At 36.3% G+C, this 18,822-nt stretch carries 13 protein-coding genes; 10 read left to right on the top strand and 3 right to left on the bottom strand.

Annotated elements, in window-relative coordinates; genetic code table 11:
* The first annotated feature begins 27 nt into the window (after positions 1–27).
* The 3 genes from F0342_RS00355 (at position 28) to F0342_RS00345 (ending at position 2,230) form a co-directional block, all read left to right on the top strand.
* Complete coding sequence (locus tag F0342_RS00355) at positions 28–369, top strand: zinc ribbon domain-containing protein YjdM (protein WP_149154088.1); 342 nt, start codon at positions 28–30, stop codon at positions 367–369.
* 538 nt (positions 370–907) lie between these two features.
* Entirely contained in the window at positions 908–1,327 is a 420-nt protein-coding gene (locus tag F0342_RS00350; RefSeq protein WP_149154087.1) for a polysaccharide deacetylase family protein, read from the top strand.
* 18 nt (positions 1,328–1,345) lie between these two features.
* Positions 1,346–2,230: an LCP family glycopolymer transferase gene (locus F0342_RS00345; RefSeq protein ID WP_149154086.1), complete on the top strand. Its 885-nt coding sequence runs from the start codon at positions 1,346–1,348 to the stop codon at positions 2,228–2,230.
* Between the two features lie 329 nt (positions 2,231–2,559).
* Here F0342_RS00345 and F0342_RS25595 read toward each other — a convergent pair whose 3' ends face one another.
* Together F0342_RS25595 and F0342_RS00335 are read right to left on the bottom strand one after the other, a co-directional pair.
* A complete protein-coding gene (locus F0342_RS25595; protein ID WP_149154085.1) occupies positions 2,560–6,717 on the bottom strand; it encodes a S8 family serine peptidase in 4,158 nt (1,385 codons plus the stop codon).
* Positions 6,718–7,293: 576 nt separating this feature from the next.
* Positions 7,294–9,168, bottom strand: a complete 1,875-nt coding sequence (locus tag F0342_RS00335) for an acyltransferase family protein (protein ID WP_149154084.1) — start codon at positions 9,166–9,168, stop codon at positions 7,294–7,296.
* Positions 9,169–9,508: 340 nt separating this feature from the next.
* Between F0342_RS00335 and F0342_RS00330 the strand changes: the two genes are divergently transcribed.
* The 5 genes from F0342_RS00330 to F0342_RS00310 all read left to right on the top strand — a co-directional run bounded on the left by F0342_RS00330 (position 9,509) and on the right by F0342_RS00310 (position 15,025).
* A complete protein-coding gene (locus tag F0342_RS00330) occupies positions 9,509–10,006 on the top strand; it encodes an RNA polymerase sigma factor SigV (protein ID WP_149154083.1) in 498 nt (165 codons plus the stop codon).
* On the top strand, positions 10,006–10,863 hold the full coding sequence (gene rsiV / locus F0342_RS00325; RefSeq protein WP_188048340.1) for an anti-sigma-V factor RsiV: 858 nt from the start codon (positions 10,006–10,008) through the stop codon (positions 10,861–10,863). Before F0342_RS00330 ends, rsiV begins: the two co-directional genes overlap by 1 nt.
* 977 nt (positions 10,864–11,840) lie before the next feature.
* Entirely contained in the window at positions 11,841–14,060 is a 2,220-nt protein-coding gene (locus tag F0342_RS00320; RefSeq protein ID WP_149154081.1) for a PrsW family glutamic-type intramembrane protease, read from the top strand.
* Between the two features lie 32 nt (positions 14,061–14,092).
* Positions 14,093–14,446 (top strand): ribonuclease toxin immunity protein CdiI, encoded by a 354-nt coding sequence (gene cdiI, locus F0342_RS00315; protein WP_262481615.1) that lies wholly within the window; start codon positions 14,093–14,095, stop codon positions 14,444–14,446.
* A 189-nt stretch (positions 14,447–14,635) separates the two neighbouring features.
* Entirely contained in the window at positions 14,636–15,025 is a 390-nt protein-coding gene (locus F0342_RS00310; protein ID WP_149154079.1) for a glyoxalase superfamily protein, read from the top strand.
* Between the two features lie 479 nt (positions 15,026–15,504).
* Here F0342_RS00310 and F0342_RS00305 read toward each other — a convergent pair whose 3' ends face one another.
* Positions 15,505–16,239, bottom strand: a complete 735-nt coding sequence (locus F0342_RS00305) for a DUF421 domain-containing protein (RefSeq protein WP_483861458.1) — start codon at positions 16,237–16,239, stop codon at positions 15,505–15,507.
* A 702-nt stretch (positions 16,240–16,941) separates the two neighbouring features.
* Here F0342_RS00305 and vanR point away from each other — a divergent pair.
* Together vanR and F0342_RS00295 are read left to right on the top strand one after the other, a co-directional pair.
* Positions 16,942–17,643: a vancomycin resistance response regulator transcription factor, VanR-F/VanR-M family gene (gene vanR, locus F0342_RS00300; protein ID WP_149154077.1), complete on the top strand. Its 702-nt coding sequence runs from the start codon at positions 16,942–16,944 to the stop codon at positions 17,641–17,643.
* Positions 17,636–18,748, top strand: coding sequence for a sensor histidine kinase (locus F0342_RS00295; RefSeq protein WP_149154076.1), 1,113 nt, complete (start codon positions 17,636–17,638; stop codon positions 18,746–18,748). The genes vanR and F0342_RS00295 overlap by 8 nt, the downstream gene beginning before the upstream one ends.
* Positions 18,749–18,822 lie beyond the last annotated feature (74 nt).

Raw genomic sequence — 18,822 nt, 5'->3', positions numbered from 1 at the left:
AGATTAACAAATGGAGGAAATAAAAGTATGTCTAATTGGCCGAATTGCCCAAAATGTAATTCTGAATACACTTATGAAGATGGAAATCTCTTTGTCTGTCCAGAATGTGCTCACGAGTGGTCTAAAGAATTAGAAACAGAGGAAAGTGAAAGTAAAAAGAGTTTCAAAGATGCTAATGGAAATGTCTTAAACGATGGTGACTCCGTAACAATAATCAAAGACCTTAAAGTAAAAGGAAGTTCATCTGTCTTAAAAATAGGTACAAAAGTAAAAAATATTCGTTTAGTTGATGGAGATCATGATATTGATTGCAAAATTGATGGATTTGGAGCTATGAAATTAAAATCGGAATTTGTAAAAAAGGTATAAGTAAGGTCGTTTGTAGAGCCGAAATGATTTCATTTATCAACATAATTAAAAACTATTGCACATAAATAGCAAAGCCTGTTTGAACTTGTATTTGAGTTCTAACAGGCTTTTAATAATCCTAATAAATAGGATGGTTCTTCCAAAACAAAATGTGATAGAAACTTTTCCATTTCAGATTTTCACTAGCATAGTGTAAACTCAATCGACAAAAGTAACAAAAAAGTAACAAAAGTCGTCGTTATTTGTAACTAATAAGTAACCCTTTTCTTTTCCTATGACTCTATCATTAAACGTAACTTAGAAAACAGAAAGGTGATAGACATGGGTAGACGAGGGATAAAAGAAAATGGATCAAACCCATTGAATTGACGGGGGAGTGGGAGCTTCCGTGATTTTACTCATACTTTCCACTTCGTGGGTACTTGATACGGGGGAAGCAAAGATTTCGAACGATACAACGACTATCAAACAGAAAAGGTTCAAGATGAACCAACTCTTGATGTAGGGGAAGAACCAACATCTAACTGAAGAACCAAATATGAGAAAGCATAGTAATGCCGTTCAACATATGGTAGAAGATGGTCATAGTGTAGGATTGCATGGTATTACTCATGATGTGGCCAAAATCTATAAATCTGTTGTGGGAGAAATGTTGACGGTCCAGTCTACTTTAGAGTCCATTACAGGAATTCATAGTGAATTGATTCGTGTTCCTTACGAGTCCGTAGCATATATGAAGCTGGATTATTTGGACGCAGTGAAGAATGAAGGCTTTAGATTACGGGATTGGAATGTAGATAGTGAGGAGTATGTTCAAAGAGTCATGTCACGACTAGCTTCCTTTCCGTATGAGAACCAGTCGACGGGCACTCATTTAGAGCCTCTCCTTCAAAAACTGTCCAATCAAGGCTATAGTATGAAGGCAATAACAGAACAGATGGAACCGATCACGTTTTAAGGAGGGAGAAAAGTATCAATGAAGTCAAAGTGGAAGATTGCTATTAGTATATTAATTGTATTAACTGTAATATCCGGAGTCTTTTTATATTTTGTGTTTTCTAAGATAGGTGCGTTTTTTGATGATACCTATCATCCTATTGAAACGAGTACCAAGAATGAACTACATGAGAAAACAGTTGAAGAGGACGTGGACGTTGATCAAGTCATTCATATCCTGTTAATGGGTGTAGATGAGCGGGAGAACGATAAAGGGAGACCAGACGTGTTGATGGTTGCAGAACTGAACCCTAAGACCAATCAAACAAAGATCGTGAGTCTGCCAAGGGATACGAAAGTGAAGATCCCAGGTATGAATAAAACGACGAAACTTAACCATTCCTATACCTATGGAGACGTTCCGTTGACGGTTCAAACTGTACAGCAACTATTGGATATTTCAGTTGACTACTATGCCAAAGTGAACATGAACGGATTTGAAGAAATCATAAGAGAATTAGGACCCCTCAAGGTTCAAAACAAACGAGAATTTACGTATGATGGTCATCATTTCCCGGAAGGAAATATAGAACTGGATCAAGATGAAGTACTATCTTATGTTCGAATGCGAAAAGACGATTCACTAGGGGACGAGGGACGGAATATCCGCCAACGTCAGGTGATCGAAGCGGTAATCGAAAAAATCATCGGGGAGAAGGATTTTGTAGAGGCACTAGGATTTCTTGAAAAAATATCGCCATATCTACAATGGAATATTCAGGGGAAAGATTTGAAAACTTTGTATACGAATTATCTGCCTTCTTTAAGGGCTATTAAACAGGAAAAACTGCCAGGCGAAGGTAGCCTTGAGGAAGACGGTCTCTGGTATTTTAGAGCTGAAGAACCGACTTCCGTATTTCAATAAACAGGAATCAATTGAGAATCCCATGGCTAAAGCCACTTTAAAAGCATGAAAAGCCCTTTTTAAATGGTTCTACATGCTTATCATAAAAGACATATATATGATTGGTGACGATAATAATCCAGGAGGAGTTTTTCACTTCTATACTTATAATCAATTTGAAACGAGCTACTATTCCAAAACAAACCAAACGAATAAAGCACTAGAAATCGCGCATTTTTAATTCATTCAGGAAGAATAGTTAGCCATTTCCTGAGCCAGCAATTCCCGTATTCCACAATAATAAGAGGGATATCTCGCAACTTTGAGATATCCCTTGTAAAGACATAAGGCTATTGAATGTTTAGTTCTTTCAAAATATCTTCCAATCTTTTTCCTTTATAAACCTTTTTCGCTTTTGGCGCTTTTTGTATATCTGGGTTTTGCGTTAAGTAGTTTTTCTGTACAAACTGCATATCCTTCTCATCTACCATACCATCAAAATTGATGTCTGCGCTCCGTTCGTTCGATCCCCAATGTTTTTGGATTGCTACTGCGTCCTTAATATCAATCACGTTATCATTATTTACATCTCCACCCATTACTGATGCGTAGAAAATGTAGGTCATACGGCCAACCGATTCGCCATGATGCATATCATTTAAATCACTTACTGTTACATGCCGGTCAAAGTGGCCTGGTATTTTCACTGTTATGTCATATGCTTGATCTGTTGTTGGAAGATTTTTTAGAAAGTAACGAGCACTGCTGTTAAACTCGCCCGTATACTTTTTCCTGTCTTCTCCAACTGCTTGAATAGTCATACCAGCTTTAGAAAAATCCTTAGTGTAGTCTAACCAAGTGCCCCATTTATCTAAGAAGCCATCTGCAAGAATGCCTCCTTCAAGCTGAGATACGGTTGGAACGATATTCACTCCTTGTCCAAATCCTTGAATGGATGCCGGTTCTTGATTTAATGAGAATGCTTTTGCATTTACTACATCAATATTTTGAATCCACTTGATATAGCTGCTTGGATGTTCGTTTACTTTAAATGTTACATCGATTAACGGCATAGAGTTTGGAATAGGCTGTACTGCTTCGCCTGTTATCCGGGTGTTTAAAGTGATATTGCTTTGACTACCTTCAGTAGTAACATCTCCTGCTGTTAGGTCAGCTTTCATGTTATGTGACCCCGCAAATGCAGTAAATTCTTTATTTAAAGCTACATTTGTCATCTCATATGTGCCAGAAGGGAATGATAATGTAAACTCTCCACCTGTTAAATCTTCAATATGATGTGCACTTAGCGTTACAGTTACAGATTCTCCGTATTTTGCATCGTTTTTGTTAGAAACAAGCTTTGCATATGGCAGACCTTGATTCACGAGTGTGTATGTGAAATCAGGATGGTTCTGCATTCCGTTCATAGCATAATCGAATGTTTGAAGTGTAACCTTTGTAACATCTTTACCTTCAAGCAGTCCAGCTTTAAGTTCGAAATTACCATTTTTATCAATTGAAAGAGGTGTTGATGCGTATTGCGTTTGATTTATCAGATTAATTGCATTATTACTCTTATTGTCTATAGTCTTGGAAGATTGATCCCAATCAAACCCATTCCGTTTCATCGTGTCTACATGCTTGTCGTATATGTTCCCTTTAATCGTCATGCCTTCTTCATTTACCTCATATACCCCGCCTAATTGCTTCATGTTTACTTCAGGAAGAGTATTTTCAATGAAAAATGTATCCGACTTTTTAAACGTTTTGCCTTCTCTATTCGTAGCAACAATTTCTACTTCATATTTTCCTGGACCAGCAAGCTTTTTTGCATAGGCAACAGGGTTATCCGGATTTCCTGTAAATAGGAAATATAAACCGACAAATCCAAATTCAATCCCATAAAGATTATGTTCTGGAAAGAAACCTTGCCATGAATCCATTATACCTAGTGCTTTTCCTGTTTTCGCGTCTTTCAATATAATATCGACAGTTTCCATGGCACTGTTAAGTGAAAATAGGATTGGAGTATAACCCATATAGCCATGGTTATAATCACGTCTTGTTGTGAAGGATTTAAAATATGCATCTACTTCATTAACGCCTTCCTCCATATATTTCAATCCAAATGGGATTTGATATTCTTCCTCAGGATTTTCATTATTTGTAAAATAGATGTACCCTTCATAATTGCCGAGCTCTGCCCCAGATGGAATTTGAATAGATGGTTTTAGCTTACGCGTTTTGTTTGGCTTTACAATGATCGTTTCTGGTACATCCAGCGTCACTTTATTTTTCGCTGCATCCTTTGCACTTGGAACGTTTTGATTGAATTTCACTTGTACATCAAATGTTTTACTTTGGTTACTTGTATTGGTAATGGTTAGTTTTCGATTATCGGTTATCTTTCGTTTTTTCATAACCTGTGGTCCGAAGCTTAAAGCACCTGTAACGTCAGATATGGTAATGTCTTTATCACCCATAATGCTTGGAGTTTGATCATGAACTTTCACCTGTACATCAGAGTGAACGGCTTCATACACATCAATTCTTCCGGCACCAACTTCAAATACGCTGTAATCTTTCTGCATTGAGTCAGCCGTGTTCATTAATGCAGCTTTTACGTCATCCGGCTTGTAATCCTTGTGTGATTGTAAGAGTAGAGCTGCTGCTCCTGCTACATGTGGTGCAGCCATGGAAGTACCAGAGAATCTTTGATAGGCATATTGATAATCATTTAGATGCTCTTCTCCATGTACGTAAGCAGGTACACTTGAATACACAGCTACTCCTGGCGCGGTGACTTCGGGCTTAATATCATAAATTCTATTGGAAGGACCGCGGGAGCTGAAGTCAGCCAATGTATCTCCGTTTGTTTTTAGCTCGCCAATTGTATCGAGGGTGAATGTAGCGCTGTCTTGCTTGACAAGCTCTACTAGTTGCAAGCCTTGCTCATTCGTAAGTGAAAAAGTAGGAATAAATTTAAAGCTTTCTCCTAGATAATAAGGGATTTGGCCTTCTTCGGGGTTATCATTATACAGTAATACTGCTTTTGCTCCATAATTTTTAGCATTCATAACCTTTTCGTTTAAACTAATATTTCCACGGGCGATCAGTGCAATTTTGCCATTAACATCTTTTCCCCAGTAATCGTATACAGAGCCCAGCCCTACGTTAACGATGGAAAGTGCTTCATCTTTCAGTGTAGTTAAATCATCGTTGTAGTTTTTTGCAAGTAATCGTAAATTGGTTAACGAAAGATTGTCGCTAGATGATACCGTTCCTTCTGCTGTTGGAATAGTAATAGAATAATCACTTGCACCCACTGTCAAAGCTAATGCTGAAGTTCCTGGAGAGCCTAGAGTATACAAATCGCTACCTGAGTTTCCAGCAGCTATAACAGCAACAGTTCCTGCCTGCACAGCGTTATTAATAGCAATAGAGGACGGATCAAGTGGATTATTAGATGGGCTTCCTAATGAGAGATTAATAACATCCATACCGTCTTCTACTGCTTGATCAATCCCTGCTATAATTGTACTTAATGAGCCTGAACCGTATGGGCCTAGCACCTTATATGCATATAGTTCCACCCCTGGTGCAACCCCAGTTACTGCATAATCAGCCACATTTTTTCCTTGTCCAGCGATGGTACCAGACACATGAGTTCCATGGTCAGTATAGTATGTTGATCCGTTCAAAGGGTGTATTTCAAGCTCTCCGGACTTTTTCCAATCTTCGTAGGTTGTTTCCATCGGATCCATATCATTATTGAAAAAATCGTATCCACCCTTATATGCATCTTTTAAATCAGGATGTGTATAATCAATGCCGGTGTCAATAACGCCAACTTTTATGCCTTTTCCGGTAATGCCTTCTTCATGAAGCTTTGTTGCACCGATATGGGAAATGCTATCTAGAGCAAGGGAGGCACTTTTTGTTTGTTCATTATTTTCTGTAACAGGTGGGTCCACTGTTACTTGCTTATCTTCCCAAATGGCATTTACGCCATCCATGGAGAGAATCGTTTGTACTTCATGAGCCGGTACTGTCATTGAAACACCGTTAAAGGCATGACGATATTCTCTTTTGATATTTAGGCTAGGGATAGATTTTTTTGCTTTTCCTATTTTCCCCTTGAAATCTTGATGAGATTGCTCTACTTTATTGTTTGCCTCGCTAAGAGATAGTGTTTTTCCATTTTCAGCACTCATTTTTACTCCTAATTTAACAGGCTCTTGGGCGAATTGAACAATGATGTTTACTTCTTTTTTACTTACTGTGTCGAGAGTAGGAGAGAGATATTTGTTTTCTTCCCCAAATTCCTGGCTGTTATGGATTCGGTCTCTGTCTTCCTTCGTAACATGCTGTAGATAGAGTTCTACGTTTGTAATATTGCTTTGATCAGCAGGTTCTCCAAAAGCCGGAAGAGCACTAGAAAATATCAAGCTAACCGCTATAAAACTTGTAGATACTACTTTAGATAGAAATAGAGATTTCTTATTCAATTTCGGATCAACCCTTTCTCTAAAAAAAGAATTTGTGAATATGTTCCATATCTAGTAGTTTCATAGGTGCTGAGAATACCCGAAGCTAGCTTTGCTAGTCACACATGCTTTGATATTTACAGGAATGGCAATTATGGTGACAGAACATGTTTGGCCATCAAAAAAACCCCATCAACTCCTTTCATTCGGAAAAAAAGTGCGTACCACTTTTTATTATTTTCCTAATAAATAGAGCAATCGGCAATCGGGGTTTTGGGAAGGCTTATATTCCTCGATATATAGGTCTTATATCCTGCTTTTTCTGGAGCTATCAGCCAGAATATAAGCGAAATTAAGTGGAATTATGAAAAACTTGTTATGAGAGCTCAAGGAAACGGAGTAAACAAAAATTGGCTGGCGTGAGTCCGGTTCAGCACCGTCTTCACACTAGCCAAATAGCTGTTTAAAATAAACTCTAACTTTTGGGGGGCACACCACATCATAGAACTCTGCAAATGACTTTTTCTTATTATGAGAGAGGCTGGAGAATTGATACGAATATATTGTTCAGGTTATTCGTATCAATTTGATCAAAAATTATTCTAAATCTAAATGAATGATAGATTGGTTAATGAGATCTGTTAAGGTTTCAATTCCTTTTGGCAACAAATGGACACCGTCTGCTGCAAAATATTCTGGGTGGTCAATTGCTTCGGAATGCCAATCAATCAACGTAACATTCTCATACTCTTGAGATTTTTTATATAATGCTTGATTCACTTTGCCTTCCCAGGAGCGCGGAACACGTGTATTGACTAAATAAATATGAGCCTGCGAGAAAGCGTTGAGTAATGTGTCCATTTGATGATTAGTAAAATAACCATTTGTTCCTAGTTGAATGATGACTGCTTTATCCGGATGATTAAAATCGGCATAACCAGGGGCTAATTTGATAGTTTGTGAAACTTGTCTTCCAATTTTCGCATCAATCGTAATGTCAGGAAATAGTTTTTGCAAGTTTGGAGCAATATCTATCATAACAGAATCTCCAATGGCCAGTATTTCCGTATACGGTTGATTTAGAGGTATATCACTTTTCTCCTTTTGGGGTGTTTCTTTGTTCTGTTCGGTTCCTGGTGAAGGATGCTCAGTGCTTTCCTGATTCGTATCGGTATTTTTACTGCCGGAAGTCGCTTCACCACTTATTTTCACTTTATCTGGATATGACACCATTACTTCCTTTTGTTCTTCACCTTTTACCATACCCGTGATCCCGGTAATAAACACCAGTAGGACTAAAGGGGTGAGCCCCGTTACTATCTTTCTGCCAAAAGAAAAGCTTCTCCACTTTATCCTATTGATGACAAAGTACCTCCGAAAAAATGATCGGAATCCATGTTTTCGAATCGGCATTTCAATAAAACGATAAGACAGTTCCGCAATGATGAATGTAACAGCTAGCTGCAAACCGACACGCCAGTATGCAGGATTTCCTATTTCATAAACGGGAGTGCTCAACACGATCACTGGGTAATGCCATAGGTAGATTCCGTAAGATCTTGTACCTATCCAGCATAGAGGTTTCCAGGCGAGTAATTTCCCTAATAGGCTTGCCGGATGACAAACACAAGCGATCAGGATCGCAGCATTTATACAAATCAGGAACATGCCTCCCCTGTACAAAAACACCTGATATTCATCTACAAACAATACGCAAAAAATGAAGATGACCAATGAAATGATACTTGTTATATTCAGCGTATTGTGAAGCTTGACAGAAAGCTTTTTGGACGAGAGTCTCTTCATTGGCCAAACAAGAGCCAACCAGCAGCCAATCAACAGTTCAAATGAACGGGTATCGGTCCCGTAGTAAGCACGACTGGGATCGGTCCCGGGTTCATAGAGCAGAGACATTAACATGGCAGAACAGATTGCACCGCTAAAGACATAAATCGCAAACTTGCTTTGCTTATTAAATATGTATAGACCAATTGCCAACACAATCGGCCAAATGATATAAAATTGCTCCTCTATTGCTAATGACCATAAATTCTTCAACGGTGAAGGGGAGCCAAAACTATCAAAATATGAAACTTCATGAAAGATAAACCACCAATTACTTGTATAAAAAATAGAAGAGATTGCATCTCCTCTTACTGTATGAAGAAGCTCTCTGTTAAATAACGTCACCCAAATGATAGTAAGCAAAATCATGACATAGGCTGCCGGAAGTAGACGCTTCATACGTCCAATCCAAAAATCACGCAAATTAATTGTAAATCGCTGCCCTTGTGCCGGCAACATGATCGACGTGATTAAGTATCCTGATAAAACGAAAAAGATATTTACTCCGAGGAACCCTCCCCTAGCCCAACTGAAGTTCAAATGATAAGCAATAACAAATAGTACAGCTAAAGCTCTAAGTCCATCCAATCCATGGATATAACGGTGATTTGGTGTTTTGCCTGACATAATTTATTCCTCCAATAATCTATACTGCTCCTCATGGTTGTCATGAAATTTAAAATTACGGTAGAGGAGCAAAAATCATTCCCGTGAATAGACGTGAACACCCAATCATTTAGTTTCATAAAAAAGATAAAGAAATAATAAAAAAATACATTATTTTCTATTCAACATAGTTTGCTTAAAGAGATAGAATAGGATGGTCTAATTGTCAAACCCAGAATTTTTTTAATGGTGGACCGAATTCTCAAATATGCGAATGAAACTTTTTAATGACGTTTCTTCGTCTAAACTTTGAATAGCTTATAAAAATAAAGTATTTTGCAAAAAGGGGCTCTTTGAACTAATGAAGAAAAAAGATGTGAATGAACTATTCGTCACCTGTATGAATGATCACAAAGAGGATTTTTATCGTTTGGCGTTCAGTTATGTAAAAAATCAAGAGGATGCATTGGATATCGTCCAGGAATCAATAAAAAAAGCACTTCTCTCTATCGATACCATTCAAAAATCAGGATCGATTAAAAGTTGGTTTTATAAAATTGTCGTTCGCACGTCGATTGATTTTTTAAGAAAACAAAAGAAAATCACCCTTGTGGATGATCAAATGATTGACTTTTTAAGTCAGGGAAAAGTAGATGCATACCATGACATTGACCTTTACAATACTTTGGATGAATTACCCACTCAGTACAAAACCGTTATTATTCTTCGCTTTTTTGAAGATTTAAAATTGGAGGAAATAGCGGAAATAATGGATGAAAATATTAATACAGTGAAATCACGGCTTTACAGGGGATTAAAATTATTACGGATCATCATTGCCGAGGGGGAATTAGTATAATGGACAAGAAATTGGAAGCTTTGAGAAAAGAATATAAGAATACACCTATCCCAGATGAATTGGATTTCATCGTGAAAAAAGCCCTCAAGCAAAAAAAGAAAAGAAATGTGAACATGATGAAGCGTCTTATTGGGGTCGGAGCAGCGGTTCTGATATTCATCACAGGGGTTAATGCGAGTCCAAGCCTTGCAAATACCTTATCAGGAGTACCTATTTTTGGCTCACTCGTTAAGGTGATAACTTTTACAGAATTGAAAGTTGATGAGGGAACTGCCAAAACGGAAATAAAAGTACCTGTCATTACGAATATGGAAAATAAAACATTAGAATCCACCTTGAACAAAAAATACCTGGAAGAAAGTAAAAAACTATACAAAGATTTTATGGAGGAAATGGAATCAGTAAAGGAGAATGGCGGAGGTCATCTGGGTGTAGAAAGCGGATATGATATCAAAACTGACAATGATCAAATTCTTGCTATAGGCAGATATGTTGTAAGCACGGTGAATTCTTACTCCGAATATACCTATGATACGATCGACAAGAAGAATGAACTTTTGATAACCTTGCCAAGTTTATTTAAGGATGATAGTTATATTAACCTGATAAACGAAAATATTAAGGAACAGATGAGGAGTCAAATGGAAGCAAACCCCGACAAATTTTATTGGCTGGATGGTGAATTGGGCTTTAAAACCATTGCCAAAGATCAAAGCTTTTATATTAACGATAAAGGAAAACTTGTTATCGTATTCAATAAATACGAAGTCGCACCAGGGTATATGGGAGTTTGTGAATTTACCATTCCAACTGATGTGATTTCCAATGTATTAGCCAGTAAAGAATATATCAAATAGCAGAAATATGACAAAAAATCAGGTGGCGCTCACCTGATTTTTTGTTAGTTAGGTTTTCTTGAAAACCATGTTAACAACAGGAATCGGTCGCCATTTTTGACTTGGCGATTGCCCTATTTTCATTGGGCACTACTGTTTAAATAGGAGCAAAAGCTGAAGACTACTAATATGTTTCACTTTTTGCGAGTTAGATCTTGATAAAGAAATAATGTTCGTACAAAATCCTGTATTGAAATTATAGGATTTTTTTTATTCATCAAACGGGCCAGATTGTGGAACAACATACGTAGAAAATCATCAAATTTTTTCTCAAAACACAATCCTTTTTGCTCTTTAATTAAGGTTTATAGAGTTAATTTAATCAAACTTTATTGAAAGGCTACATCACCACCAAGGTATCTATCAACAAATAATCCATCCATAGCCTCGATTTTATCCACTAAAACCTGTAACCGCCAAGTAGCTGAACACTTTCTTACCTGAAAATACTGAATAAGACTGAGCACTATTTTCTAGTAGGGACGTGCACTTTATTTGGAGAGGTGGGCATGATTGCCTACTTCGGATGAGCCAGATACCTTGGTACATCTGACTTCATGACTCATGATCTTGCCTGTAGAGGCTCTATGTAAAGTGAAAATGTGCAAGTTCAAATTCCAGTAAAGTGTTCACTTCAATTTAACAAAAAGTGTTCAAAGTTATCTGACGGTTACAAAACCCTGATGTTGTTGTCTTTAAGTTTTTTACCTCCCTATATTTACAAATCAATTGCGTAATCAAACATTATTGTTTATGTCCCCTTTTTTTGATATTGACATAGGAACAACGATACTATCGTTAAAAATATTTATAATATTCGACCTATTCCAATTATTGGTGAATTGGGGTATAGTATGAAATCGGAAGCAGCGGTTATCATAAAAAATTTTATTTAAATCATGCAGGAGTGAAAAAATACTGCATCGGAGTTGAGCAATATGACGAGTCAGGTTAAAAATTTTAAAGTGAGTTTAAGGAAGATACTCGAGTCTTTCTTTCACTTTTGGAATGAATTTATTCAGAACCATCCATTCATTTTACGGCTCTTTACGATTTTTTCTTGGATATCGCTATGTGCGTTCGTACTAAGCTTAATTTTTATGGAAGACTCCAGAAAAATGTTTGTCCAGTTTTTGTGGTCATTTTACGTCATTTTGCAATTTTGGTTGTTATGTCGCAGTAAAACTTTAACTTGGAAGAAGTACACCTATTTCTTTTTGGCGGGGGCATGGTTAATCGTACCTTTGAATTCTTTTATCGTCCGTTTCATTACGGCTACTTTCGGTGGGAGGGAACAAGATGTATGGAGTCAAGCATTTTTAACCCCGATTTCTGAAGAAGTGTTAAAACTGATCCCCATTGGAGTTTATCTGTTTTTGTCACGACGTGCTTCCACATTGAGTTTAAGCGATTATGCGCTTATTGGAGCGGCAACGGGAGCTGGTTTTCAATTTTTGGAGGAAACCACTCGTCGGTTTATTTCTGGAGGTATTTTCGAATATGGTGTGACACTATTTGGAGGGAAAGTACTCCATTGGGATTTATTTACACTATTTCCAGGCTATTTTGAGGAGGGCTTTTTCCCTGATAAAATGTCTGCAGGACATTCGTTGCTCACCGCTATGGTAACGTTAGGAATCGGGTTAGCAGTGAGGTATAAAAGTAAATTAAAACGGTCTACATTTATTTTTCCTGTTATCCTTTTGGTTTGGGCCATTTTTGATCACGCAATATGGAATGCTAGTTACAATGCTCCGGATTGGTTAACCGGAATTCATGATTTATTAGGAAGCGGATATGCGGCAAAACCGGTATTTTTAATGATGCTCAGTGCTGCGTTACTCATCGATTATTGGGAATTGAACCGAGTAAGAGCGAAGATTCCTATGCTGGATGGGGAAACCTTGATTAATCCTGTTTCTGAAATGTGGAATTTATTCAGATGTGTTTTTGAGGAAAGACAGCGTTTTGGATACATGCTACTTTTTTATCGAGAACGGAGAGAACTGGGATTTACCTTGTTACACGGTAAAACAGAAGCAAGGGAACTTTTATCAGGCATAGAAGCAAATATTCAGAAGTACTACAAAGCTTTAATCGTTGTCTTTGTAGCATTATTCTCAACTATGTTTCTAACTGAATGGGGAGTTACTGCCAATGGCCCCGAAGCTTGTATTGCCTGTTTATTTGATAATCTGCAAAACTGGTGGAATGGTTTGTCTGGTTTGGAAAAAAGTTTGATTGTCCTTGGAGCATTTGCTTTAACGTTCCCGTTATTAGGATTCTGGTCGGCAATAGGTGCCGTATCGACTGGAATCGGAATTGCAGCAGGCGGAAGTCAGATTGCAGACATCATCCGCAATCCTAAAAAATATCTTACGCCAGAAACGGCTCTTGCACTGGGAATCGGTGCACTGTTAAGTCGAATTCCTTTTGGGAAAGCTCTTGTAAAACTAGGTGACTCAGTTTCATCGAAATTAAAACCTTATTTAAAAAAGATCATTGAATCGTTCACAGGCAAGAAAAGTAAAAGTAACAATAATCATGACCATGACCAAAATTCCTCTGGGAAAAAAGATCACCAGGAAGAAGATCCAGAGAATAAGAACGATAGAGGGAAAGATAAATCTGAAGAAAATAAGGAAACAAATAAGAACGGTAATAGTGAAGATGATTCTAAAGAAAATAAGGAAACAACTAAAAATATTACTTTTAAACCAGGATATGATAAACATTTATGGGAAGTAGTAGATATTGTTAGGAAAAAAGGTAAGGGCGTAGTTGGAGGACATAATCTCAATAATTTCGAAAAGGCATTTAAAGGGAAAGGATGGGATTTAGAGGAGTGTATTATTTCAAAAAGAAAGCACCCTTCCATCGAGGGAGTGTATGAAATAGAATATGGCTTACCTAAACTAGACATGGAAGGAAAGCTAATACCTGGGGAGCTTAAGAATGTTTCCCATCCAAAAACAGTTTACGACCCAAACATCATATCAGACGAACAGATGCTAAAATGGGGAGAGGAAGCCATGAAAAATGGTAAGGTCGTTGGCGCTGGGAGAGAGATAACAGGTGTTTCCTCTAACGGACTCCAATTTAGAGGCTTTATTAATGAATCAGGAGAAATATCAAATTTCTTCCCTACCCTGGATTAATTGATGAAGGAGTTGGAAGCAACGTGGAAGATATGAATAGAAAATTGATTAGTTATTTCTATCACCATATGGGAGACGGTAAATTTTTACGAATCTTAAGAAGTTATGCGAATGGTGAAGGATATGGTACCGAATATGCGAGGTTTGTGTTTGCTGACTATTATGAAGAGTGGGAAGAAGATTATTTTGGTAAAGAAGGTATAGCTTATTACATTGATCGGCCTGCAGTAGAAGAAGACCAAGAAATTATTTTAGATTATCCGGCATTCTTTAAATATTTAAGAGAAGATTGTGTTCGTTATCTTAAAGATTACCCCCAAGATAAATCAGAAGTAGAAGAACAATTAGAAAGGATTAAAGAAAGATTTAATATACGAGAACCTTGATTAGCTTTTTATGCTTTTCAAGGTTTTTAATATGCTTTATAAATGCTTCTATAGACCATACTTAGAGAGACCTTTTCTTGAAAGAAAAATGAATATATAAAGATCTCGTGTGAGAGACAGTGTAATTTCAACTACAAAAGAGTAGAGGAATGTAGTTCTAAAATAAATTTAAGAAAAGGTGATGATATAATGAGTACATCTAAATTAAATATGAAAAGCCCTACTCCAATCCTGCGTATTTTCGATGAGGAAAAAGCCAAAGAATTTTATTTATCATTTTTGGAATTTAAGTTAGATTGGGAACATCGATTTGCTGATGGTATGCCTTTATACATGCAAATATCTTATGAAAATTGTATTATTCATCTTTCAGAGCATCACGGAGATTGCTGTCCAGGAGCAGCAATCAGAATTGAAGTAGAAAACATAAAGTTACTCCATTCAAACCTTATTTCAAAGAAATATAAAAATTCCCGTCCTGGTATCGAAACAATGCCTTGGAATACTCAGGAGGTTACCGTTAAAGACCCATTCGCAAATAGAATTGTGTTTTTTGAGAACCTTCGAAAAAAACATTGATAATTTTCGTTGTACATATAGCTTAATTATTTGGTGCTTCTTGAAGTAACGAGTGCTACTTTAGTTTTATAATACAACATTAATGATCTTAAACGAGTATCAGGAATAAGTATGAAACATGGAGTATTTTAAATGATATATTTGATGTCATACGTTATAAAAGAAGGAGATACTTATGGAACTGACCCTAAACGGACAAGCAGTTGTGGTTCGAGATTATCAAGAAGATGATTATGTGGATATATTAAGATTGAATATAGACGAAAAATGGAATAATCGTTGAAAATGTAAAGCAATTCTGGAATCATTCATCGATTCCTTATGTTGTAATGAGTGAGGTCAAGTTTGTCACCTGTGGAGTGACAATATAGTTGTTCCGTTAAAGGGCAATGTTATTGAATAAGAAGCTACATAAAACCCCATTTATAGTCAGATTTTTATAATTAGAAATATAAAACTTCAAAACCTGCCTTTTCAAGCTAGTGTAGAATAGGTGGAAGGTTTTGAAGATTATTTGTGTTTTTTATGCTTACATGTAGTTCATTCATATCGTTAACAGCAGCATAAAAGACATCCTTTACATCGAAAATATTTTTTCTTTCTAACTCCTCATAAAGCCATGATTCATTTAAATTCCTTGAATATAGGACCTTTTCATAAATCTCTCCTTCAATAACTACTGGTACATCAATTCCCTTATTAGGTACATTCGGTTTTGGTAGAATATGTTCGACGCGTGCAACTTCCTTTTCAGGATACAATTTAACAGATAAATTTCCATTTGCTTCAACTATAGCTAATTCAACACCCTGTACATTAAAAATTTTTTGTTCTCTTAACATCTGTAAAATGGTATCAATAGGATACTGTATTTTTTTCATTTTGCTCACTAAAAATTGTCCTTGATAAATAACCATTGTAGGTTCAAATGTTAACAAACGGCCTATTTTACGATTTTTGATTTTCCAAGTTGCAACTAATTTCTGTAGTAAAGCTATTGCAATAACCGCAATCGCTGTATATATATGATTAATCTTTGGGTCTGCAATATCAGCGCCAACTACAGCACCCAAAGTTAAAATGACTAAAAAATCAAACACCGGCAATTCACCTATGGAGCGTTTTCCCATATAAAGTGTTGCAAATAGTGCTAGTGGCAAAATGGTGACAATTCGTCCTAAAATTTTTAATATTTGTAATGTATATTCCATCATATCACCTCATATAGGGAACTTTACATTTTAATATGACACAAATATTTATTATTTATTTACATGTCGATGAAATATAAAAAAGCTGTAGAAAAATCTTTATCTCTACAACTTAATTTTTTCACATTTATTCCCTAATATCTCAAAAAGCGAAATGAGGGAAATTAAAGTAAATGAAATAAAGCTCTAAGTTATTCATTATAGGGCGCTTTAATTAAAGAAGTACCAAAGGTTATTAGTGTAAATTTGATCATTTTTCCAAAGCTACAGTTATGTAGTTTTATTAAATAGATGAACGGTTCATATTGTGAAAGTAGAATATAACTTAAAATGTAATTAATGCACAATATAATATTAACTTAAGAAAAAGTTAAGAATTCTCCCATTATTTTTTTAAGAAATTTCATTTAAACTATCGCATAAGTTTATTGACAATTGGAAGTTTTTTTATGAGTAAATAAACAATACTCGTAGTGGTTGAAGAGAAGAAAATGAGGGATCTCATTGCCGTTATATATAATTTATCCAAAGAGTATTATTATGGAAAAAATAATAGAAAATAAATGAACGCCCTAAATGATTCAATTAGCTGCCACGAATGTTAATATCATGATGAAGCGTCCCTACCAAAAAAACGAATTTTTTCTCGGTTGGAAAGTCTTGACGGATATTTACTGAATATCACTTTACATAGGAGTGAAATAAATGAAACGTTTATCAATTTTAATAGCAGATGATGAAGAGGAAATTGCAAATCTGATTGCCATCCATTTAGAAAAAGAAGGATACCATGTGATTAAAGCATCGGATGGACAAGAGGCTGTTCGTGTTGTCGAGACTCAGGTAATTGATTTGCTGATTTTGGATATCATGATGCCGAAAATGGATGGATATGAAGTCACCCGCCGCATTCGGGAACAGCATAATATGCCAATCATATTTTTGAGTGCCAAAACATCTGATTTCGATAAAGTACAGGGCCTGGTAATTGGGGCAGATGATTATATGACTAAACCATTCACCCCAATAGAATTGGTTGCTCGTGTAAATGCTCAGCTCCGCCGTTTTTTGAAGCTAAATCAACCTAAAACAAGTACAGAAAATAAAGCCTACGTGGAAAATGGTGGATTAATTATTTCTCCTGATCAACGTAAAGTGACTCTATATGGTGAAAATATCGAACTAACGCCTAAAGAGTTTGATATTTTGTACTTACTAGCCAGTCACCCAGGGAAAGTATTTAGTGTGGAAAATATTTTTCAGCAGGTATGGGGCGATGCATACTTTGAAGGTGGGAATACCGTAATGGTTCATATCCGTACATTACGAAAAAAACTTGAAGAGGATAAACGGAAAAATAAATTTATTAAAACGGTATGGGGTGTGGGGTATACATTCAATGGGTAATATTCTACGAGGCTTTCGTTCAAAAATGATAATGTTGTTAGGCTTAAGCATGTTGTTGTCTAGCGCCATAACATACTTACTCTTTAAAGGACTCCAATTGTATTATTATTCAAATGTTAATTATGGGGATACACTAGCTTATTTTCGCAATATCATAGGGAATTTTGGAGACCTTAACGTCTTTTTACTGGTATTTACCCTGCTTTCGATATTCTTTTTCTTTTTACTTACAAAACCCTATTCTGCTTATTTCAATGAGATTTCAAAAGGAATTCATTATCTCGCTCAGGGTGACTTTAAGCATCGAGTTCAAATATTGTCAAATGATGAATTTAGTGATCTTGCACAAAGCATTAATCTGGCAAGTGAAAAATTGGAACAAGCCATAGAAAGAGGGGATTTTTCGGAAAGTAGTAAAGAGCAGTTAGTCGTCAATTTAGCTCATGATCTCCGTACACCGCTCACCTCCGTTTTAGGTTATTTAGATTTAATCCTTAAGGATGAGAAATTGACAAAAGAACAAGTCAGACATTTTCTAACAATTGCCTTTACGAAATCTCAGCGTTTAGAAAGACTTATTGATGAATTATTTGAAATAACGCGAATGAACTATGGCATATTGCCAATTAAAAAAAATCATATAAATTTAAGTGACCTCCTTAATCAATTAAAGGAAGAATTGTATCCTGTCTTCGAGAAGAATGATTTGATTGCTAGAGTGAATGTGACTCCGCAATTACCTGTATTGGGTGATGGAGAGCTATTAGCGCGTGTGTTTGAAAATCTACTTACCAATTCGAATCGCTATGGTAACGATGGCCAGTTTGTGGATATTAACGGCTTTATTGATTCTGGGAAAGTGGTTGTTCAGGTTGTGAATTATGGAGATCCCATTCCTCAGAATGAATTGCCCTATCTCTTTGATATGTTTTATACCGGTGACAAGGCACGAACTCATCAAGGAGGTGGCACCGGGATCGGCCTGTTCATTGCCAAGAATATTGTGGAGCAGCATGATGGGACCATTACTGCCGAAAGTAGTATATTACGTACCAGTTTTGAAGTGCGCTTACCGGAGGATAGTGGAAAAAAAGATCAAGTATAAAGTCCGAGAAAAGGATTTAAGAAAAATTTAAAATTTACCCCACTCTTTTTTTAAATAGTTTTCCCTACACTTAT

It is taken from the genome of Bacillus sp. CH30_1T (genome assembly GCF_008364765.1).
In the GTDB taxonomy this organism is placed as follows: domain Bacteria; phylum Bacillota; class Bacilli; order Bacillales; family Bacillaceae_B; genus Rossellomorea.
Note: the sequence above shows the minus strand (reverse complement) of the source record. Positions and strands in the feature narration are given on the sequence as shown.